The following is a 21,025-nucleotide window of genomic DNA, read 5'->3' as shown; positions in this document are numbered from 1 at the left end:
TGTCGCCGTAGGATGGTGTTGAGCGAAGCGATACCCATCATCGCGGCCATAGGGGTTCGCAAGGCTCAACCCATCCCACGGGGCCAAGGCACCGCGAGCCTTCCGTTCAGGCCAGGTTCAGCGGCGCGTCAGGTAGCGTTCAGTGGCCGCCCCTTAACCTGCACTCCGTCAACCCCTTACCCACATCCTTGACGGAGAAACGCCATGAACCTGCTGCAGAAGCTCATCCTCGCCACCGCCATTCTCGGCGCCTCGGTCGGCGTCGCCCAGGCCTCGGAAAACTTCGCCGGCCTGACCTGGGGCGAAACCAGCAACAACATCCAGAAATCCCACGCGCTGAACCGCAATCTCAACGACCCGAAACTCGACAGCGTGATCGACAACAGCAGCACCTGGGGCGTGCGCGCCGGCCAGCAGAACGACACCGGCCGCTACTACGCCACCTACGAGAACACCTCCGACACCCACCGCGGCCTGAAGCTGCGCCAGCAGAACCTGCTCGGCAGCTACGACGCCTTCCTGCCGCTCAACGACCAGGGCACCAAGCTGTTCGGCGGCGGCACCCTGGGCCTGACCAAGCTGGAACAGGACTCCCGCGGCTACAGCCGTGACAGCGACATCGGCTACGCCATCGGCGCCCAGGCCGGTATCCTCCAGGACATCGGCCGGAACGCCTCGCTGGAAGGCGGCTATCGTTACCTGCGTACCAACGCCAGCACGGAAATGAGCCCGCACGGCGGCGACAAGGTCGGCTCGCTGGACCTGCACAGCAGCGCGCAGCTCTACCTGGGCGCCAACTACCGGTTCTGACTGGCAGGGGGCCGGGCTCGCGGCCCGGCCCCGCATAAGGAGGAAGTCCCATGAAACTACTGGTGGTGGAGGACGAGGCGCTGTTGCGTCATCACCTGTACACCCGCCTCGGCGAACAGGGCCACGTGGTCGACGCCGTGGGCAACGCCGAAGAGGCCCTGTACCGGGCCCACGAATACCATCACGACCTGGCGATCATCGACCTCGGCCTGCCGGGCATGAGCGGCCTGGACCTGATCCGTGAGTTCCGCAGCCAGGGCAAGGCCTTCCCGATCCTCATCCTCACCGCCCGTGGCAACTGGCAGGACAAGGTCGAAGGCCTGGCCGCCGGCGCCGACGACTACGTGGTCAAGCCGTTCCAGTTCGAGGAGCTGGAGGCGCGCCTGAACGCCCTGCTGCGCCGTTCCAGCGGCTTCGTCCAGGCCACCATCGAGGCCGGCCCGCTGCTGCTCGACCTGAACCGCAAGCAGGCCACGGTGGCCGGCGAGACCCTGGGCCTGACCGCCTTCGAGTACCGCATCCTCGAATACCTCATGCGCCACCACCAGCAGGTGGTGAGCAAGGAGCGGCTGATCGAGCAGCTCTACCCGGACGACGACGAGCGCGACCCCAACGTCATCGAGGTGCTGGTCGGCCGCCTGCGGCGCAAGCTGGAGTCGCACGAGGGCTTCCGCCCGATCGACACCGTGCGCGGCCAGGGCTACCTGTTCACCGAGCGTTGCCGCTGATGCGCTCGCTGCGCCTGCGCCTGATGCTGGGGGCCGCGGCCCTGGCGATCCTCTTCATGCTGGCCCTGCTGCCGGCGTTGCAGCGGGCGTTCAGCATCGCCCTGGTGAACGCCATCCAGCAGCGCCTCGCTTCGGACGTTGCCACCCTGGTGTCGTCCGCGCGCATCGACGGCGACCGCCTGAGCATGCCCGAGCACCTGGCGGTGGAGGACTTCAACCTGCCGGAGTCCAAGCTGCTGGGCTACATCTACGACCGCGAAGGGCGGATGGTCTGGCGCTCCACCTCGACCCAGGACGAGAGCGTGCAGTACGTGCCGCTCTACGACGGCGAGCCCGACGTGTTCACCCGCGCCCGCGACGACCACGGCAACGAATTCTTCGTCTACGACGTGGAGATCGACCTGGTGGGCGGAAAGCAGGCCGCCTACAGCATCGTCACCATGCAACCGGTGAGCGCCTTCCGCGAGTTGGTGCACGGCTTCCGCGAGCAGTTGTACATCTGGCTCGGCGGCGCGCTGCTGTTGTTGCTCGGGCTGCTCTGGCTGGGCCTGGGCTGGGGCTTCCGCTCCATGCGCGGAATACGCGAGGAGCTGGACCAGATCGAGGCTGGCGAGCGCGAACGCCTGAGCGACGAACACCCCAGCGAGATGCTGCGCCTGACCGATTCGCTGAACCGCCTGCTGGACGGCGAGCGCAGCCAGCGCGAGCGTTACCGCAACTCCCTGGCGGACCTGGCGCACAGCCTGAAGACGCCGCTGGCGGTGCTGCAGGGGGTGAGCGAAAACCTCGCCGACGAGCCGCGCAACCGCGAGCAGGTGCAGGTGCTGCAGAGCCAGATCGAGCGCATGAGCCAGCAGATCGGCTACCAGTTGCAGCGCGCCAGCCTGCGCAAGAGCGGCCTGGTGCGCCACCGCGTGCAGCTCGGCCCGCTGCTGGACACCCTGGCCGGCGCGCTGGACAAGGTCTACCGCGACAAGCGGGTGATCCTCGAACGCGACTTCCCCGAGCACCTGAGCCTGCCGCTGGAGCAGGGCGCGCTGCTGGAACTGCTCGGCAACCTGCTGGAGAACGCCTACCGCCTGTGCCTGGCCCGCGTGCGCATCAGCGCCCGCCAGCAGGACGGCGGCTACGAACTGCGGGTGGAAGACGACGGCCCGGGCATCCCCCCGGACCAGCGCCAGCGCATCCTCCAGCGCGGCGAGCGGCTGGACACCCAGCACCCGGGGCAGGGCATAGGCACGGCGGTGGTGATGGACATCCTCGACAGCTACGGCGGCAGCCTGGCGCTGGACGACTCCGAACTGGGCGGCGCCTGCTTCCGCATCCGTTTGCCGGGGTAGAGGCGGCGAAAGGCACGCAGGGCGCGCTTCTGCATCGGTGCTTGCCAGGAACCGTAGGCGTCATGCGCATTTACGAATCAGGTCTGCGCCAGGTGCTTCAAGCGGTGATAGCGGATACAGCCGAGCAAACCCTGGGCGAACAGGTAGGTGAAGAGTGCCGCGATCAGCGCCGTCAGTGTCATCCGCCCCAGAAAGGCCACCAGGAACAGGGTGCAGAGCTGGTACACCAGCAGCAGCGCCGCGCAGACACGGCTCTTGCGATAGACGCCGAGTGCGAGCGCTAGCAGCACGGCTGCGCTGATGCCGGTGGCCTGGATGAGCAGGTGGGGCAATCCACCCCGGCTCAACCCGTGGACCACCACCATGGCGGCCAATGCGCTGCCGATGCAAGCGCCGATCCAGGCCTGGGAGATGTGCAGCTCGGCCATGCGCAGAGCCTTGTTGGCGGATTCCTGTTCGTGCACCGTGGCCTTCGGCTGGACGTAGGGATTTTCTTCCATCGCTTGCGTACCTTCCTTGGTGAGTAATCGCGCAATGCTAGCGCCTCTCCCGCCATTTCACTAGCGACATCACTCCCCCTGCCGCGCCCGGTACGCCCCCGGCGTCAGCCCGGTCCATTTCTTGAACGCGCGGTGGAACGCCGAGGGCTCGGAGAAGCCGAGCTGGTCGGCGATGTCCTGGATCGACAGTTCGTCGCGGCCCAGGTGGTAGATGGCCAGGTCGCGGCGCAGCTGGTCCTTGAGTTCCTGGAAGTTCGGGCCTTCCTCGCGCAGGTGGCGGCGCAGCGTCTGCGGGCTCATGTGCAACTGCTGCGCCACGCTTTCCAGGTCCGGCCAGCGCCGGCAGTCGCGGCCGAGCAGGCGGCGGATCTGGCTGGTCAGGCTGTCGCCGCCGTCCGGGCGAGCCAGCAGGTCGGCCGGGGAGTCCTTGAGGAAGTGCTTGAGGCTGCGCTCGTCCTGCAGCAGCGGCATGTCCAGGTAGCGCGCGTGGAAGCTCAGCCCGGTGCTGTCGGCGGCGAAGCGCCGCGGGCAGGGGAACAGCAGGTCGTACTCGGCGGCGTGGGCCGGCTCGGGATAGGCGAAGCGGGCTTCGTCCAGGCGGATGCGCTGGCCGATCAGCCAACTGCCCAGGCGATGCCAGATCACCAGCAGGCTCTCGGTGAGGAAGTGTTCCGGGTCCTGCAGCGCGCTGTGGTCGATGACCAGTTCGGCGCGCTCGCCGTCGCGGCGCAGTTCGATGCGCGGCGCGGCGGGGAACAGGTCGTAGAAGAGCGCGCCGCGGCCCAGGGCCTTCTCCAGGGTGCGGCACTGGATGATGGCGTGGCACATCATGGCGAAGGTGCCGCGCTTGCTGCGCACCTCGCCGAAGCCCATGTACTCGTCGTCGAGGTCTTCCCAGACCAGTTGGATCAGCCGACCGAACTGCTCCGGCGAGACCCGCGCCCGCGGCTCTTCGAGCAAGGCCGGCTGGATGCCGGCGGCGCGCAGCAGGGGCAGGGGGTCGTGGCCCTGCTGGCGGGCGCCGCGCAGGGCGGCGCGGACGAAATGGCTGGCGATGGTGCGTTCACGCATGGGTTTTCCTTGTTCTGCTGCGTGTGTGCCGGGCGCCGGTTCGCGGCGGCCGTGGGGCAAATCTAAGGCACCCGGGGCCCTGGCGGATACCCGCCAAGTGGTGGGAAACCCGCCGCGGGCTTGGCGGGTTTCCGCCATCGATCAGCCCGCATGTCGCTTTGGTGTTTTTGTAAGCTATTGAAAATAAAGTAAAAATATAAAGATGGCGATTTGGCACAGGGCTTGCCAATAGGGTTCAAGGCCTGCCGACGGGCAGGACGAAAACAAATTCTCCCACTGAAGGGAGATAACGCTTCGGGCAACGCGCCGCCGCCAGGAAGGCGGGCCGCCAGCTCAAGAGGACCCTGCCGCAATGACCAAGCAACCCTTCTACAAGAGCCTGTACGTGCAGGTGCTGATCGCCATCGCCATCGGCATCGCCCTGGGCCACTACTATCCGCAGACCGCCGTGCTGATGAAGCCCCTGGGCGACGGCTTCGTCAAACTGATCAAGATGGCCATCGCGCCGATCATCTTCTGCACCGTGGTCACCGGCATCGCCGGCATGCAGAGCATGAAGGCTGTAGGCAAGACCGGCGGCATGGCCCTGCTGTACTTCGAGATCGTCTCGACCATCGCGCTGATCATCGGCCTGGTGGTGGTCAACGTGGTCCAGCCCGGCGCCGGCATGCACGTCGACCCGGCCAGCCTGGATACCAGCAAGATCGCCGCCTACGCGGCCGCCGGCGCGAAGCAGAGCACCGTCGACTTCCTGATGAACATCATCCCCAACACCGTGGTCGGCGCCTTCGCCAACGGTGACATCCTGCAGGTGCTGTTCTTCTCCGTGCTGTTCGGCTACGCGCTGCACCGCCTGGGCAGCTACGGCCAGCCGATCTTCCAGTTCATCGAGCGCTTCACCCAGGTGATGTTCAACATCATCAACGTGATCATGAAGGTCGCTCCCATCGGTGCCTTCGGCGCCATGGCCTTCACCATCGGCGCCTACGGCGTGGGCTCGCTGGTGCAGCTGGGCCAACTGATGGCCTGCTTCTACATCACCTGCCTGCTGTTCGTGCTCATCGTCCTGGGCGGCATCGCCCGCGCCCACGGCTTCAACATCCTGAAGTTCATCAAGTACATCCGCGAGGAGCTGCTGATCGTCCTCGGCACCTCGTCCTCGGAATCGGCGCTGCCGCGCATGATCGCCAAGATGGAGAAGCTGGGCTGCGACAAGAGCGTGGTCGGCCTGGTGATCCCCACCGGCTACTCGTTCAACCTCGACGGCACCTCGATCTACCTGACCATGGCCGCGGTATTCATCGCCCAGGCCACCGACACCCCGATGGACATCACCCACCAACTGACCCTGCTGCTGGTGCTGCTGATCGCCTCCAAGGGCGCGGCGGGCGTCACCGGTTCGGGCTTCATCGTCCTGGCCGCCACCCTGTCCGCCGTGGGCCACCTGCCGGTCGCCGGCCTGGCGCTGATCCTCGGCATCGACCGCTTCATGTCCGAGGCCCGTGCGCTGACCAACCTGGTGGGCAACGGCGTGGCCACCGTGGTGGTTGCCAAGTGGTGCAAGCAGCTGGACTCCGCGCAACTGGACCGCGAACTGGCCGCCGGCCCGTCGGCGCTGGAAGCCAAGGAGGCCCAGGCCGCCTGATACCTCCCGGTTCTCCGGTTGGGCGCGGCGACGTGAAGCGCCGCGCCTCCTTCAAGCCCGCCCCGCAGCGGGCTTTTTTATGGGCGGGGGGATTGTAGGAGCGAGGGGGACGCCTAGTTCTTGCTCGCGAACGAGGTTTACCGGTGGCTGTCGTGTTTCAGGTTGACTCCGTCCCCTCTCCCCAACCCTCTCCCTGAAGGGAGAGGGAGCTGTCCGTGCCGAGAAAGGATTTGGTGTCGGCCGGCAACTCTGGAGCTGCCGGCTGACTCTGGAAAGCCCAACTGCTCCGAACGGCCCCTCTTCCTTCAGGGAGAGGGAAAGGAGTCACCCCAAAGTCTCTGGGCTCCCGCGTTCGCGGGAATGACGGGGTGGAAGGATGGTGCCTGACTTGCAGCCCGCTCAGGACAGCCCCCTCTCCCTTCAGGGAGAGGGTTGGGGAGAGGGTGCTCTAATTACCCAGCACCGCAGCCACCGGCAAACCCCGTTCGCGAGCAAGCTCGCTCCTACAACGTCAGCCAGCGGCACAAGCTCAAAGAATGATCTTGTCCTTGAGCTTCTCCACCGCCTGCTGCAGCGCCTGGATCACCCGGTCCTTGTCGAAGTTCTGCACGTTGTTGGTGTCCAGGTACATGGAGAACCCCGGCAGCTCGTGCTCGATGAAGCTGGGGTTGGCGCCCAGGTCGCGACGGAAGTCCACCGCCTGGTAGATCTGCACCGGCTTGCTGAAGCCCTTGACGCTGATCTGGCCCTTGTCGCGGCACATGATCACGTCCTTCACCAGCGAGTAGGTCTCGTGGCTGAGGAGGATCTCGCCGGCCTCGGCGGCGCTTTCCAGGCGGCTGGCGAGGTTCACCTCGCGGCCGATGATGGTGTAGTCCATGCGCGTGTCGGCGCCGAAGTTGCCCACCGTGCAGTAGCCGGTGTTGATGCCCATGCGCACCTCCAGCGGCTTGGTGATGCCCTGGGCGCGCCACTGCTGGCGCATCACCTTCATGTGCTTGCGCATGGCCACGGCCATGGACACCGCGGCCACGGCGTCCTTCTTCGCGCCCTGGGTGGCGGGGTCGCCGAAGAACACCATCACGCAGTCGCCGACGAACTTGTCGATGGTGCCGCCGTACTTGAGGGCGATCTTCGACATTTCGTTGAGGTAGTTGTTGAGCATGTCGGTCAGGGTTTCGGCCTCCAGCTCCTCGGACAGCTCGGTGAAGCCCTTGATGTCGGAGAAGAACACCGTGAGCTTCTTGCGCTGGGTCTCCAGGCGCACGCTGCGCTTGCCGCTGAAGATGGATTCCCAGACCTGCGGCGACAGGTACTTGGCCAGGTTGTGCGCCAGCCGCGCGGCCTTTTCCTGCTCGCGGGCGATCTCGCCGCGCACCTGGGCCAGGCGCAGGCCCTGTTGGTGGGTGAAGTAGGCGGTGACGCAGATGTAGAAGGCGCAGAACAGCACGCTGACCAGGTTCACCAGCAGCGGCGCATTGCCCTTGAAGCCCGGGCCGGCCAGCGCGCCGGTGAGCACCGCGGCGCTCAGCGCCATCAGCAGGGCCAGGCCGAGGGTGCGCAGGCCGCCGACGACCAGCGAGGAGAAGGCCAGGATCAGCACCAGCATCAGCGCCGGCACCACCGAGAAGCCCAGCAGGGCGGCGCCGGCGCCGGTGTGCAGGGCGTCCAGGGCCTGCAGCACCAGCCGTGTCTGCTGCGGGTGGCTGTGCTTGTAGCGGCGGCTCAGGTTCTGCGCCAGGTGCGGGTAGAGCAGGGCGTAGGGGACCATCCAGAGCGCGTCGTAGCCGAAGTACTGGCCGAAGGTGCCGGCGCTGACGGTGGCGGCCACGGCGAGGTAGGCCAGGACGCGCGAATGGTATTCACGCAGGGGGGCGGCGCCAGGTCGGGACGGCGTTTCGGAACGGTTGGGCTTCATGCGCTCGGATTATCCCTGATCGGTGATGGCGCATTCTGACGTGCGCCTTCCACAAGTACGACCCGGGGATCTTAACCAAGCGCCCATCCGCCGGCCAGTGACGATTCATCGCCCCGGGCCGGCGGCCGGTTTCAGTCGGCGTCCCGGGTCATGTAGATGGACTGCCGCGGCCTGGCGAAGACGCGCCGCAGCATCGGCTCGAAGAACGCCAGCGGCAGCGTCTCGCCCTCGGGGTCGAAGGCCGCGGCGTCGTAGCGCGCGCAGAACTCGATGGTCTGCTCGAACTGCGGGTGGTCCTTGAACTGCTCGCGCAGGTGGCGGTCCAGGCCCAGGTGATGGAAGAAGTAGTAGCCCTGGAAGATCGCGTGCTTCTCGATCATCCAGAGGTTCTCCGGGCTGACGAAGGGCTTGAGGATGGCGGCGGCGATGTCGGCGTGGTTGTAGGAACCGAGGGTGTCGCCGATGTCGTGGAGCAGGGCGCAGACCACGTACTCCTCGTCGCGGCCGTCGCGGTGGGCCAGGGTGGCGGTCTGCAGCGAGTGGGTCAGGCGGTCCACCGGGAAGCCGCCGAAGTCGCCGTCGAGCAGGCGCAGGTGGGTGAGGATGCGGTCCGGCAGCTGGGTGGCGTAGGCGGCGAAGTCCTGGGCGATGATCGACCAGTCCTCGACGCTGCCGTCTTCCATGTGGGTGAACTTGGCGCGGGCATTCATCGGGCTGTCCTCTTGTGATTGTCGTTTGGACGGCCTTCAGTCTAGGGGCCCGGCCGGGGCCGGCCAGTGGCCGCGGCGGACAGGCTGCTGTCTCTCCGGACACGCCCATTCAGGCCGCGAAGCTCCCCGCTCGGGCGCATTCGCCGGGTCGATGGAGCCTGCCTCAGGGGTTCTCCGGGTCGTGCCCGAGGGACTGCAGGAACAGCGAGAACAGCTCCGGCTGCGAGGAGATGTCCAGCTTGGCGTAGAGGTGCCGGCGGTGGACCTTGATGGTCTCCGGGGAGATGGCCAGGCGCTCGGCCATGGCCTTGGAGGAGTAGCCGCGCAGGATCAGCCGGGCGATTTCCAGCTCGCGCTCGGAGAGCACCCCGGCGCCGAAGTGGCTGAGGGCGTCGCGCACCTGGGTGGCCACGCCCTCCGGGTTCGCCGGCAGCAGGCGCTGGCTGCGCTGCTGCCAGTGCTGCTGCATCAGCGCCAGCACCCAGGGGCAGAGCATCGCCAGCAGGCCGCACTGTGCGGCGTCGAACGGCTTGCGCATGCCCAGGGACAGCGACAGCGCGCCCTGGCCGGGCAACTGCAGGATGAACTGCACCTCGTCTTCCAGCACGTTGTCGTGGAAGTAGTTGAGGAAGTATTCGCTCTGGCGGAACTGGTCCGGGGCGACTTCCTCCAGGCGGTACAGGCCGCTGGGCAGGCCTTCGCGGCAGGCCTGGTAGAAGGGATCGAGCTGGTACAGGCCGCTGAGGTAGGCGGGCATGGCCGCCGAGACGGCCTGTGGATCGGCGTCGTATTCCTCCAGCGCCACCGGGGTGGCGCTGGCGGGGTAGAAGGCCGCCAGGGCGTTGTCGAACGGCAGCCACTGGTGCAGCAGCAGGATCAGCTGCTTCCAGAAGCGCGGCTGGCCGATCTGCTCGATGGCGCGGCCGAGGTTGGCGTGCATGCCGACTTCGCGAAACAGGTTGTGCATCCCCGGGGCTCCGGCGCGAAAGGTCACCCGGTTTCCTCTTTTTCAGGCCCCGCCGTCAAGGGGCGTAACCCCAAATGGTGATTGGCCGCCAGGGCCCGGCCGCCCAGACTGCGGACCATGCAGCGCCCCGCGCAGAGGGCGCCACAAGGGTTTTCGTTCCTGCCTCAACCGCCAATAACAATTCGAGGAAAACGACATGAGCTCTCCCGCAGCGCCGGACGGCGCGCTCAAGCCCAGCCTGGGCGTGTTCGACGTGGTCGCCATCACCGTCTCGGCGGTCACCCCCGCCAGCAGCGTATTCGTCATCGCCCCCTTCGCCATCCAGCAGGCCGGCAGCGGCGCCTTCCTGGCCTTCGTCATGGCCGCGGCGCTGGCGCTGATGTTCGCCTGGTGCTACGCCGAGCTGGGCCGCGCGCACAGCTCGGCCGGCGGCGAGTACGTCTACGCCAAGCGCGTGTTCGGCGGCATGGCCGGCTACGCCACCTTCCTCGCCGTGCTGGTCTCGCTGCTGTTCATCCCGCCGGTGCTGGCCACGGGCGCGGCCACCTACCTCAACGGCGCGCTGGGCACGCAGTTCGACACCCAGACCGTGGCCCTGGTCATAGTCGCCGCCAGCTACGTGCTGGGCATCCTCAACATCCGTGTCAACGCCTGGGTCACCGGCGTCTTCCTGCTCTGCGAAGTGGCCGCGCTGCTGGTGATAGTGGTGCTCGGCTTCGGCCACGCCAGCCAGCCGCTGAGCGTGCTGCTGCAGCCGCAGACGCTGAACGGCGGCGTGCTGGCGGCGGCGCCCTGGGCGCTGGTGATAGGCGCGGTGGGCACCGCGGTGTTCTCCTACAACGGCTTCGGCGGCGCCGTGCTGCTGGCCGAGGACATGAAGGACGGCGGCCGCAGCGTGCACCGCGCGGTGCTCTGGTCGCTGGTGCTGGTGGTGGTGATCGAACTGGTGCCGCTGACCGCGCTGCTGATCGGCGCGCCCTCGCTCAAGGACATGCTCGCCAGCCCCGACCCCATCGGCTACCTGCTCACCGCCCACGGCAACGCCACGCTGTCGCGGCTGGTCAGCGCCGGCATCTTCCTCTCGGTGTTCAACGCCATAGTCGCGATCGTCATCCAGGTCGGCCGGGTGATCTTCAGCAGCGGCCGCGACGCCCTCTGGACGCCAACGCTGAACCGCGCCTTCACCCGCATCCACCCGCGCTGGGAGTCGCCCTGGCTGGCCACGCTGTTCCTCGGCGTGCCCTCGGCGGCGCTGAGCTTCAGCTCCAACCTGGAGGAACTGACCTCCTTCACCGTGCTGCTGCTGGTGCTGATCTACCTGGTGGTGGCCCTGTGCGCGCTGTTCAGCCGCGTGCTGCGTCGCGACCGCGAGCACCCCTACCGCATGCCGCTGTGGCCGCTGCCGGCGCTGCTGGCGGTGGTCGGCGCCGGCTACCTGCTGCTCAACCTGTTGCTGGAAGCCTCGGCGCGGGATGTGATGACCATTATCGGGATACTGGCCGTGTCGGTGATTCTCTACGGCACCTACGGCAAGTTGAGCCCGGCTTTCCAGAAACTCTGAAGACCACAGGAGTCCCCATGCGCGCTCGTCAACTCGGCATCACCCTGGGCCTGGGCACGCCCGGCGCATTCAATGCCATCACCGATGTCCCCGGCGTCCGCGTCGGCCACAGCACGCTGATCGCCGAGCGCGATGGCAAGCAGGTGTGCACCGGCGTCACCATTGTCCAGCCCCGCGCCGGCGAGGCCCGCCTGCAACCCTGCTTCGCCGGCGTCCATGTGCTCAACGGCAACGGCGATGCCACGGGCCTGGAGTGGATCCGCGAGGCCGGCCTGCTGACCACGCCCATCGCCATCACCAACACCCACAGCGTCGGCGTGGTGCGCGACGCCCTGGTGGCCGCCGAGCGCGACGCCCTGGGCGACCCGGCAGTGTATTGGTGCATGCCGGTGGTGATGGAGACCTACGACGGCCTGCTCAATGACATCTGGGGCCAGCACGTCGGCCCCGAGCAGGTGCGCCAGGCCCTGGCCGGCGCCGAGTCCGGGCCGGTGGCCGAAGGCCCGGTGGGCGGCGGCACCGGGATGATCTGCCACGAGTTCAAGGGCGGCATCGGCAGCGCCTCGCGCAAGCTGCCGGCGGAGCAGGGCGGCTGGACGGTGGGTGTGCTGGTCCAGGCCAACCACGGCCAGCGCCGCGAACTGCGCGTCGACGGCTACCCGGTGGGCCGGGTGCTGGGCGACATTCCCTCGCCCTTCGCGGAAAAGGGCGAGCCGGGCATGGGCTCGATCGTAGTCATCATCGCCACCGACGCGCCGCTGCTGCCGCACCAGTGCCAGCGCCTGGCGCAGCGTGCCTCCATCGGCATCGCCCGCACCGGCGGCGGCACCGAGGACAGCAGCGGCGACATCTTCCTGGCCTTCGCCACCGGCAACCGGGACCTGCCGCCGGCCGACTACGGGCGCAAGGGCCTGCCGCAGAGCACGCCGCTGCAGATGCTCAACAACGAGCACATCTCGCCGCTGTTCGCCGCGGCGGCGGAGGCGGTGGAGGAAGCCATCGTCAACGCCATCCTGGCCGGCCGCGAGATGCGCACGGCGGACGGCACGCTGGTGCCGGCATTGGGCGGGGAGCGCCTGCTGGAGGCGTTGCGCGAGGTGGGGTGGCGGCCGCGTTGAGGAAGCGGGGGCTCCGTCCGCGATTCATGCGCAGGGCGTGCTCCTACCTGGGAATGACATCGGCGCGCGGGTTTTCCCTCACCCCAGCCCTCTCCCGGAGGGAGAGGGGGCTGGTCCGTGCCGAGAGGCGGCCTGGTTTCAGCCGGCAATCCCTGTGCTGGCCGGTTAACGCCGAAATACCAACGCACTCCGAACGGTCCCCTCTCCCTCTGGGAGAGGGTTAGGGTGAGGGAGCCGCAGGCTTGCCCAGGCCGAGAGGCACGGCATTTCCCCTGCCCGCGAATCGCGCGCAGGGCGCGCTCCTACAGGGGAATGGAGCGGTGGGGCAGCGTAGGAGCGGATCTCATCCGCGAATCGCGCCGGGACGTCCGGCCATCGCGGACAAGGTCCTACGGTTCCAGGAAGCACGGCTTTTCGTAGGATGGTGTTGAGCGAAGCGATACCCATCACCACGGCAGCATGGGTATCGCAAGCTCAACCCATCCTACGAAGAGCGCCTCGGCGCAGCTTGCGCTATCAGTTACCGCTGTAGATCTGGTCGAACACCCCGCCATCGGCGAAGTGGGTCTTCTGCACCGTGCGCCAGTCGCCGAAGGTCTTCTCCACCGAGAAGAAGTCCACCTTCGGGAAGCGGTCGGCGTACTTGGCCAGGATCGCCGGGTTGCGTGGGCGCAGGTAGTTGTCGGCGGCGATGGTCTGGCCCTCGTCGGACCACAGGTACTTCAGGTAGGCCTCGGCCTGTTCGCGGGTGCCTTTCTTCTCGACCACCTTGTCGACCACTGCCACCGGCGGCTCGGCCTCGGCGGAAACGCTCGGGTAGACCACCTCGAAGCCGCCGCGGCCGAATTCGCGGGCGATCATCTCGGCCTCGTTCTCGAAGGTCACCAGCACGTCGCCGATCTGGTTCTGCATGAAGGTGGTGGTCGCCGCGCGGCCGCCGGTATCCAGCACCGGTACGTGCTTGAACAACTGGCCGACGAATTCCTTGGCCTTGGCTTCATCGCCGCCGTGCTTGAGCGAGTAGCCCCAGGCGGAAAGGTAGGTGTAGCGGCCGTTGCCCGAGGTCTTCGGGTTGGGCACCACCACCTGCACGCCGTCCTTGAGCAGGTCCGGCCAGTCGTGCAGGCCCTTGGGGTTGCCCTTGCGCACGATGAACACGGTGGCCGAGGTGAAGGGCGCGCTGTTGTTCGGCAGGCGGGTGGCCCAGTCCTTCGGCACCAGGCCGCCGTTGTCGGCCAGGGCGTCGATGTCGGTGGCCTGGTTCATGGTGATGACGTCGGCCGGCAGGCCGTCGATCACCGAGCGCGCCTGCTTGCTGGAGCCGCCGTGGGACATCTGGATGGTGATCTTCTCGCCTTTCTCCGCTTCCCAGTGCTTCTGGAAGGCGGGGTTGTACTCCTTGTAGAAGTCGCGCATCACGTCGTAGGAGACGTTGAGCAGCGGCGGCGCGGCCTGGGCGGCGCCGGCCAGGGCCATTCCGGCGGCCAGCAGGGAGGCGGCGAAGAGTCGTTTCACGGGCGGTTCCTTCTCGGCAGTGTTGGATCGCCCGATTATGCCCATGGGTTATATGCCGCTTAAATACCCAAAGGCTATTTACTTATGCAGGGACGCGCCCCGCGGGGCGCGTCGCCTGGTTCAGCGCTTCTCGCCCAGGTCCGCCTCGGCGGCTGCCGGTTCCTCGGCCAGGCAGGCCGCGGCGGTGAAGATCACGTCGGTGGAGGAGTTCAGCGCGGTTTCCGCCGAGTCCTGCAGGATGCTGATGACGAAGCCCACCGCCACCACCTGCATGGCCACCTCGCCGGAGATGCCGAACAGCCCGCAGGCCAGCGGGATCATCAGCAGCGAGCCGCCGGCCACGCCGGAGGCGCCGCAGGCGCACACCGCCGAGACCACGCACAGCAGCAGGGCGCTGGGCAGGTCGATGGCGATGCCCAGGGTGTGGGCCGCGGCCAGGCTCAACACGCTGATGGTCACGGCGGCGCCGGCCATGTTGATGGTGGCGCCCAGCGGGATCGACACCGAGTAGGTGTCCTCGTGCAGGCCCAGGCGTTCGCACAGCTGCAGGTTGACCGGGATGTTGGCCGCCGAGCTGCGGGTGAAGAAGGCGGTCACGCCGCTCTCGCGCAGGCAGGTGAAGACCAGCGGGTAGGGGTTGCGGCGCAGCTTCCAGAACACGATTGCTGGGTTCACCACCAGCGCCACGAAGAGCATGCAGCCCAGCAGCACAGCCAATAGCTGCAGGTAGCCGAGCAGGGCATCGAGGCCGGATTCGGCGAAGGTGCTGGCCACCAGGCCGAAGATGCCCAGCGGGGCGAAGGCGATCACCACGCGGACGATCAGCGTCACCCCGCCGGCCAGGTCGTCGAGCAGGTCGCGGGTGCTCTGCCGGGCATGGCGCAGGGCCAGGCCGAGGCCCACGGCCCAGGCCAGGATGCCGATGAAGTTGGCCTCCAGCAGCGCCTTCACCGGGTTGCTGGCGACGCTGAACAGCAGGCCATTGAGCACGTCGCCGATGCCGCCGGGCGGAGCGTTGCCGCTGGCCGGGGCGTCGAGCACCAGGGTCGAGGGGAAGGCGAAGCTGGCCGCCACCGCCACCACCGCGGCGGCGAAGGTGCCCAGCAGGTACAGCGCCAGGATCGGGCGGATGTGGGTGCGCTGCCCGGCCTTGTGGTTGGCGATGGAGGCGCAGACCAGCACCAGGACCAGCACCGGCGCCACGGCCTTGAGCGCCGCGATGAACAGTTTGCCGAGCAGGCCGACGGCCAGGGCGGCGTCGGGCGCGACCAGCGCCAGGGCGATGCCGGCCAGCATGCCGACGAAGATGCGCATCACCAGGCTGCTGCGCTGGATGCGTTGGAACAGGGTGGGGGAGGGAAGTGTCATGACCTTACCGCTGCTTGCAAATGGAAACGCGAACCCGGCGGGCCGCGGAAGGGCGCGGATTATGCCGTCACGGGCGGGAAAATGCGCGGCGGTCGTCGGAAACCACGCCCACGCCTCGCCAGCATGGCGGCGTGGAGCCGGGCCGGCCTTGACCTGTGCCGGCCTGGATGGGATTGCCATGTGACATGGCGTCACGGTTGGCGCTCGGCGCAATCCGCCTCAGCTACCGGCCAGCGGGGCGCGGCGCGAGGCCGGGCGCAGCAGGCGTTCGCCCAGCAATACCAGCAGGCAGGCGAAGATGAAGGGCGCGGTCATGAAGGGGATGCCCAGGGCGACCATGGCCTGTTGCAGGATGAGCGCCAGCACGGCGCCGGCCAGCGGGGCGAAGGGGCCGGGGCCGCGCAGGGCCAGGGCGAGGGCGGCGAGGGCGCTGTTCATGCCGAGCAGGCCGCTGTGTACGTCGCCCTGGGGAATGCCGGCGAACACCGCCACCGGCAGCACCATCACCGCGCCGAACAGCGCCCAGGTGGCGGCGCGCGGGGCGCCCAGCAGCAGGCCGAGGAAGATCAGCGCGCCGGCCAGCGGGGTGTCGAGGAAGATCACCTGGCCGAAGGCCCGGGAGGTGGCTTCGAGCAGCGTCGGCAGCGGCAGCTCGACCAGCCCGGCCAGGGGCGCGGCAGCTGGCAGCGACAGCAGCGTGCCCAGCGCCGGCAGCGTCCAGCCGAGCAGGACGAAGGCCAGGGTGTAGGGCGGCAGGCCGTGGCGCTGGCGCGAGGCGCGCAGCAGCAGGCGCTGCAGCAGCACGCTGGCGAGGCTGGCGAACAGCACGAGTGCCACCAGCGTTGGCGACCAGGCGAACTTCAGCGGCAGCAGCAGGCCGATCAGCACGGCGTTGTAGCCGTACAGGCCGTCTTCCCTATCCGTCTGGCCACAGCGCAGCAGGCGGGCGAAGGCCGGGCCGGCAGTGGCGCCGAGCAGGGCGCCGGGGAGCAGACCGGGGGCGCAGGCGCCGATCAGGGCCAGGCAGAGCAGGCCGAACAGCGGCGAGGGTTGCAGGAACACCTGGCTGAAGCCGCGCAGCCAGAGGGTCAGTAGCGGTAGTGGGCGCATCGAGTGTCTGGGCAGTTGAAGGGGATGTCCGGGGCGTCTCCGGTTCCGCGTCGGCGGCCGTGCCTTCCATCGGGGGAGGGCATCGCGGGAAGCTCCGTGGGCTGTGTCAGTGGGCGCATTCTGCCATGGCACCATTTTGGGGCGTGAATAAAAAAGAGGCCGGTCCCCGGGATCGCCGGAGGGTGGCCTCGAATGTCCATAGCCTGCGTGGGAGGGTGCGAGGGTGGCTATGGCCGACAGAACTGCTGGCCGTTCAAGGCCAATCCCGGACGGACGGGGTCGCGGCCCCGTTTTCCCGGCCCCGTCCGTCCGGGAGTGACGCGGTGTGGAACCCGGCTTTGGCAGGGTTCCGGAACTCTGTTTTTTCTCTCCAGGCTTTTTCCTGAAGAGGGGGAGGGGCCAGGCCTGGCTCCGGTGTTGGCGGTGGGCCTGGTTCCCTCACCCTAGCCCTCTCCCAGAGGGAGAGGGGACTTGTGTGGCAGAAGGCGGGGCGCCGGAGTTACCGGTGGCGCCTGGTTCCCTCACCCTGGCCCTCTCCCAGAGGGAGAGGGGACTTGTGCGGCAGAAGGTGGGGCGCTGAAGTTACCGGTGGCCTGGTTCCCTCACCCTAACCCTCTCCCAGGGGGAGAGGGGACTTGTGTGGCAGAAGGCGGAACACCGGCATTACCGGCGGCGCCGAACTGCCCCCTCTCCCTCCGGGAGAGGGCTGGGGTGAGGGGCTCTTCAGGCCGACAACGCCGGCGCCACCGTCTCGATCCTCAGCATATTGGTGCTCCCCGGCTGCCCGAACGGCAGCCCCGCCGTCACCACCACGGTATCGCCACGCTGGGCCATGCGCTGGGCCAGGGCGATCTCCAGGGCGGTGGCGCAGATCTCGTCGACGTGGGCCAGTTGCTCGTTGACCACCGAATACACGCCCCAGGCCACGCTCAGCCGCCGCGCCGCCTTGAGGTTGGGCGTCAGGCTGAGGATCGGCGCCTTCGGCCGTTCCCGCGAGGCGCGCAGGGTGGAGCTGCCGGACTCGGTGTAGTTGACCAGCACCGCCACCGGCAGGATGCGGCTGATGCGGCGGATGGCGCAGCTGATGGCGTCGGACACGGTGGCGTCCGGCTCCGGGCGGTTCAGTTCCAGCTGGCCCTGGTAGTCCGGCTCGGCTTCCACCTGGCGGATGATCTTGGCCATCATTTCCACCGCTTCCACCGGGTACTGGCCGGAGGCGGTCTCGGCGCTGAGCATCACGCAGTCGGCGCCCTCGCTGACCGCGGTGGCCACGTCGGTGACCTCGGCGCGCGTCGGCGCCGGGGAGAAGCGCATGGATTCGAGCATCTGCGTGGCCACCACCACCGGCCGGCCGAGCTGGCGGCAGACCTGGATGATGCGCTTCTGGATGCCCGGCACGTTCTGCGCCGGCACTTCCACGCCGAGGTCGCCGCGGGCCACCATGATGGCGTCGGCCAGGCGGGCGATCTCTTCGATGCACTGCACCGCCGAGGGCTTTTCGATCTTGGCCATGATGAAGGCCTTGTCGCCGATCAGCGCGCGGGCTTCCTCTATATCTTCCGGGCGCTGCACGAAGGACAGCGCCACCCAGTCCACGCCCAGCTCCAGGCCGAATGCCAGGTCGCGGCGGTCCTTGGCGGTCAGCGGGCTGAGCTTGAGCACCGCCTCGGGCACGTTGACGCCCTTGCGGTCGGACAGCTCGCCGCTGTTGAGCACGCGGGTCTCGATGGCGTCGCCGTGGTTGTTCAGCACCTGCAGGCGGATGCGGCCGTCGTCCAGCAGCAGGCTCATGCCCGGCTCCAGGGCCTGGATGATCTCCGGGTGCGGCAGGGTCACGCGGCGCTCGTCGCCGGCGGCATCCATCAGGTCGAGGGTGAAGCTCTGGCCCTTGTGCAGCATCACCGCGCCGTTCTCGAAGCGGCCGACGCGCAGCTTCGGCCCCTGCAGGTCCATGAGGATGCCGATGGGCGTGCCCAGCTCGGCCTCCACCTCGCGCACCCACTGGTAGCGCTGGGAATGGTCGGCGTATTCGCCGTGGCTGAAGTTCAGGCGGAACAGGTTGGCGCCGGCGTCCACCAGGGCGCGGATGTCCTCGCGGCCCTTGATGGCCGGGCCGAGGGTGGCGAGGATCTTGACCTTCTTGTCGCTGTTCATTGCTCGTCACTCTCGAGGATCAGGATGGCGCGGAAGTCGTTGACGTTGGTGCGGGTCGGCCCGGTGACCACCAGGTCGTCCAGTTCGGCGAAGAAGCCGTAGCCGTTGTTGTCGTCCAGTTCGTGCAGCGGGTTCAGCCCGGCGGCCAGGGCGCGCCGGTAGCTGCACGGGCTCATCAGCGCGCCGGCGTTGTTCTCCATGCCGTCGATGCCGTCGGTGTCGCCGGCCAGCGCCCAGATGCCCGGCTCGCCCTTGAGCGCGGCGGTGAGGCTGAGCAGGAACTCGGCGTTGCGCCCGCCGCGGCCCTTGCCGCGCACGGTGACGGTGGTCTCGCCGCCGGAGAGCACCAGGCAGGGCGCGGCCAGCGGCTGGCCGTGCTTGCGCACCTGGCGGGCGATGCCGGCGTGGACCTTGGCCACGTCGCGGGACTCGCCCTCCAGGTCGCCGAGGATCAGCACCTCCAGGCCGGCGGCGCGGGCCTTGGCGGCGGCCGCGTCGAGGGCCTGCTGCGGCGTGGCGATGAGGGTGAAGTAACTGCGCGACAGGCAGTCGGCGCCGGGCTTGACGGTCTCCGAGCGTGGGTCTTCCAGCCAGGCGCGGATGTGCGCCGGGGTGTCGATGGCGTAGCGCTTGAGGATGGCCAGGGCATCGGCGGAGGTGGTCGGGTCGCCCACGGTGGGGCCGGAGGCGATCACCGTGGCCTCGTCGCCGGGCACGTCGGAAATCGCGTAGGTGTACACGCTGGCCGGCCAGCAGGCGCGGGCCAGGCGGCCGCCCTTGATGGCCGAGAGGTGCTTGCGCACGCAGTTCATTTCGTCGATGGCGGCGCCGGACTTGAGCAGCGCCTTGTTCAGCGTGCGCTTGTCGTCGAGGCTGATGCCTTCGGCGGGCAGGGCGAGCAGCGCCGAGCCGCCGCCGGAGAGCAGGAAGATCACCCGGTCGTCTTCGCTCAGGTCGCTGACCAGCTCCAGCACGCGGCGGGCCACGCGCTCGCCGGCGTCGTCCGGCACCGGGTGCGCGGCTTCCACCACTTCGATGCGCCGGCAGTTGGCGCCGTAGCCGTAGGGGGCGACCACCAGGCCGTCCACCTGCTCGTCCTTCCAGTGCGCCTCGACCACTTCGGCCATGGCCCCGGCGGCCTTGCCGGCGCCGATGACGATGGTGCGCCCGCCATGCACCCGCGGCAGGTGGCGGGCCAGCGTCTGCGCCGGGTGGGCGGCGGCGATGGCGGTGTCGAACAGCTCGCGCAGCAGGGCGCGTGGGTCGAGGCTCATCTGGGGCTCCTCAGGTTCTTGTCGTTGTTCTTTCATTGCGGCATTGCGCAGGCGCCTGGGGGCAAGCGCCTGGGCAATGCCTTCGATACGCCCGGCCGGCGAAGCCGTGTTCACGCCGGCCGGGGTTCGAAGCCTTGCCTCGCCGCGTCACTCCCATAACGCAGCGGGGCTTTTCGTAGGATGGGTTGAGCTTGCGAAACCCATGCTGCATGAATCGATGGGTATCGCTGCGCTCAACGCCATCCTACGGTCCGCTTTCTCAGTCCTTGCGGATCGAGAAGTTGGCCATGTGCTCCAGGCCCTTGATCAACCCGGAGTGGTCCCAGTTGCTGCCGCCCAGGGCCGCGCAGGTGCTGAACACCTGTTGGGCGTTGGCGGTGTTGGGCAGGTTCAGGCCCAGTTCGCGGGCGCCGGCCAGGGCCAGGTTGAGGTCCTTCTGGTGCAGGCTGATGCGGAAGCCCGGGTCGAAGGTGCCCTTGACCATGCGCTCGCCGTGCACTTCGAGGATGCGCGAGGAGGCGAAGCCGCCCATCAGCGCCTCGCGCACCTTGGCCGGGTCGGCGCCGTTGCGCGCGGCGAACAGCAGGGCCTCGGCCACCGCCTGGATGTTCAGCGCGACTATGATCTGGTTGGCCACCTTGGCGGTCTGGCCGTCGCCGTTGCCGCCGACGCGGGTGATGTTCTTGCCCATGGCCTGGAACAGCGGCAGGGCGCGCTCGAAGGTGTTCGGGCAGCCGCCGACCATGATGCTCAGGCTGCCGGCCTTGGCGCCGACCTCGCCGCCGGAGACCGGGGCGTCCAGGTACTGCGCGCCGGTGGCCTTGATCTTCTCGGCGAAGGCCTTGGTGGCGGTGGGCGAGATGGAGCTCATGTCGATCACCACCTTGTTCGGGCCGACGCCTTCGGCGATGCCGTCCTGGCGGAACAGCACGTCCTCGACCTGCGGGGTGTCCGGCACCATGACGATGATGAACTCAGCTTCCTGGGCCACTTCCTTGGGGTTGGCCAGGGCCACGGCGCCGGCTTCGACCAGCGCGGCCGGGGCCTTGTCGTGGTGGCTGGAGAGGAACAGCTGGTGCCCGGCTTTCTGCAGGTTCTGCGCCATGGGCAGGCCCATGATGCCGGTGCCGATGAATCCGATCTTGGCCATGAGGGTGTCTCCTGGTTCTGTTTGTCTGTTGGCTGCCCGGTGAGACCGGGCAGCGGAGTTCTTTCGTAGGATGGGTTGAGCGAAGC

17 protein-coding genes are annotated in these 21,025 nt (G+C 68.2%); 6 read left to right on the top strand and 11 right to left on the bottom strand.

All coding sequences use genetic code 11. The features are described from left to right. Nucleotides 1-204 precede the first annotated feature (204 nt). From QSJ95_RS21035 to QSJ95_RS21025, 3 genes are read left to right on the top strand one after another with little or no spacing between them, the layout of a single operon-like run. Nucleotides 205-810 (top strand): hypothetical protein, encoded by a 606-nt coding sequence (locus tag QSJ95_RS21035; protein WP_285645085.1) that lies wholly within the window; start codon nt 205-207, stop codon nt 808-810. A 50-nt stretch (nt 811-860) separates the two neighbouring features. Then, the gene (locus QSJ95_RS21030) at nt 861-1,538 is read left to right on the top strand and encodes a response regulator (protein WP_009621787.1); all 678 of its coding nucleotides are present in this window, start codon (nt 861-863) and stop codon (nt 1,536-1,538) included. Next, nucleotides 1,535-2,878, top strand: coding sequence for an ATP-binding protein (locus tag QSJ95_RS21025; RefSeq protein WP_024128601.1), 1,344 nt, complete (start codon nt 1,535-1,537; stop codon nt 2,876-2,878). The genes QSJ95_RS21030 and QSJ95_RS21025 overlap by 4 nt, the downstream gene beginning before the upstream one ends. Before the next feature lie 77 nt (nt 2,879-2,955). On the opposite strand, the gene QSJ95_RS21020 is transcribed toward QSJ95_RS21025, so the two are convergent. Then, complete coding sequence (locus QSJ95_RS21020; protein WP_043270688.1) at nt 2,956-3,378, bottom strand: hypothetical protein; 423 nt, start codon at nt 3,376-3,378, stop codon at nt 2,956-2,958. A 69-nt stretch (nt 3,379-3,447) separates the two neighbouring features. Continuing rightward, nucleotides 3,448-4,449, bottom strand: a complete 1,002-nt coding sequence (locus QSJ95_RS21015) for an AraC family transcriptional regulator (RefSeq protein WP_009616959.1) — start codon at nt 4,447-4,449, stop codon at nt 3,448-3,450. Between the two features lie 352 nt (nt 4,450-4,801). On the opposite strand from QSJ95_RS21015, the gene QSJ95_RS21010 reads away from it, so the two are divergent. Next, nucleotides 4,802-6,094 carry a dicarboxylate/amino acid:cation symporter gene (locus tag QSJ95_RS21010; RefSeq protein ID WP_043270686.1) on the top strand — a complete coding sequence of 431 codons (1,293 nt, stop codon included), beginning with the start codon at nt 4,802-4,804 and terminating at the stop codon, nt 6,092-6,094. A gap of 529 nt (nt 6,095-6,623) precedes the next feature. Here the strand turns inward: QSJ95_RS21010 and QSJ95_RS21005 are convergent. The 3 genes from QSJ95_RS21005 to QSJ95_RS20995 form a co-directional block, all read right to left on the bottom strand. Next, nucleotides 6,624-8,012 carry an adenylate/guanylate cyclase domain-containing protein gene (locus QSJ95_RS21005; protein ID WP_285645081.1) on the bottom strand — a complete coding sequence of 463 codons (1,389 nt, stop codon included), beginning with the start codon at nt 8,010-8,012 and terminating at the stop codon, nt 6,624-6,626. A 131-nt stretch (nt 8,013-8,143) separates the two neighbouring features. Further along, a complete protein-coding gene (locus QSJ95_RS21000; protein WP_285645080.1) occupies nt 8,144-8,722 on the bottom strand; it encodes an HD domain-containing protein in 579 nt (192 codons plus the stop codon). Between the two features lie 163 nt (nt 8,723-8,885). Further along, a complete protein-coding gene (locus tag QSJ95_RS20995; protein ID WP_069864041.1) occupies nt 8,886-9,689 on the bottom strand; it encodes a LuxR family transcriptional regulator in 804 nt (267 codons plus the stop codon). Nucleotides 9,690-9,885: 196 nt separating this feature from the next. On the opposite strand from QSJ95_RS20995, the gene QSJ95_RS20990 reads away from it, so the two are divergent. Then, complete coding sequence (locus QSJ95_RS20990) at nt 9,886-11,250, top strand: APC family permease (protein WP_058071230.1); 1,365 nt, start codon at nt 9,886-9,888, stop codon at nt 11,248-11,250. A 17-nt stretch (nt 11,251-11,267) separates the two neighbouring features. After that, on the top strand, nt 11,268-12,368 hold the full coding sequence (locus tag QSJ95_RS20985) for a DmpA family aminopeptidase (protein ID WP_285645076.1): 1,101 nt from the start codon (nt 11,268-11,270) through the stop codon (nt 12,366-12,368). A 516-nt stretch (nt 12,369-12,884) separates the two neighbouring features. Here the strand turns inward: QSJ95_RS20985 and QSJ95_RS20980 are convergent. The 6 genes from QSJ95_RS20980 to QSJ95_RS20955 form a co-directional block, all read right to left on the bottom strand. Beyond that, nucleotides 12,885-13,883: a sulfate ABC transporter substrate-binding protein gene (locus tag QSJ95_RS20980; protein WP_024128603.1), complete on the bottom strand. Its 999-nt coding sequence runs from the start codon at nt 13,881-13,883 to the stop codon at nt 12,885-12,887. Between the two features lie 120 nt (nt 13,884-14,003). Beyond that, nucleotides 14,004-15,251 (bottom strand): serine/threonine transporter SstT, encoded by a 1,248-nt coding sequence (sstT, locus tag QSJ95_RS20975; RefSeq protein ID WP_285645073.1) that lies wholly within the window; start codon nt 15,249-15,251, stop codon nt 14,004-14,006. 219 nt (nt 15,252-15,470) lie between these two features. Continuing rightward, the gene (locus QSJ95_RS20970; protein WP_285645071.1) at nt 15,471-16,361 is read right to left on the bottom strand and encodes an urea transporter; all 891 of its coding nucleotides are present in this window, start codon (nt 16,359-16,361) and stop codon (nt 15,471-15,473) included. Nucleotides 16,362-17,084: 723 nt separating this feature from the next. Then, nucleotides 17,085-18,515, bottom strand: coding sequence for a pyruvate kinase (gene pyk, locus QSJ95_RS20965; protein ID WP_043270670.1), 1,431 nt, complete (start codon nt 18,513-18,515; stop codon nt 17,085-17,087). Next, nucleotides 18,512-19,789: a glycerate kinase type-2 family protein gene (locus tag QSJ95_RS20960; protein WP_058071226.1), complete on the bottom strand. Its 1,278-nt coding sequence runs from the start codon at nt 19,787-19,789 to the stop codon at nt 18,512-18,514. The genes pyk and QSJ95_RS20960 overlap by 4 nt, the downstream gene beginning before the upstream one ends. A 259-nt stretch (nt 19,790-20,048) precedes the next feature. Continuing rightward, on the bottom strand, nt 20,049-21,011 hold the full coding sequence (locus QSJ95_RS20955; RefSeq protein ID WP_333546029.1) for a 2-hydroxy-3-oxopropionate reductase: 963 nt from the start codon (nt 21,009-21,011) through the stop codon (nt 20,049-20,051). Nucleotides 21,012-21,025 lie beyond the last annotated feature (14 nt).

Origin of the sequence: Pseudomonas sp. NBRC 100443 (assembly GCF_030268185.1) — a bacterium.
GTDB classification, from domain to species: domain Bacteria; phylum Pseudomonadota; class Gammaproteobacteria; order Pseudomonadales; family Pseudomonadaceae; genus Pseudomonas; species Pseudomonas citronellolis.
Note: the sequence above shows the minus strand (reverse complement) of the source record. Positions and strands in the feature narration are given on the sequence as shown.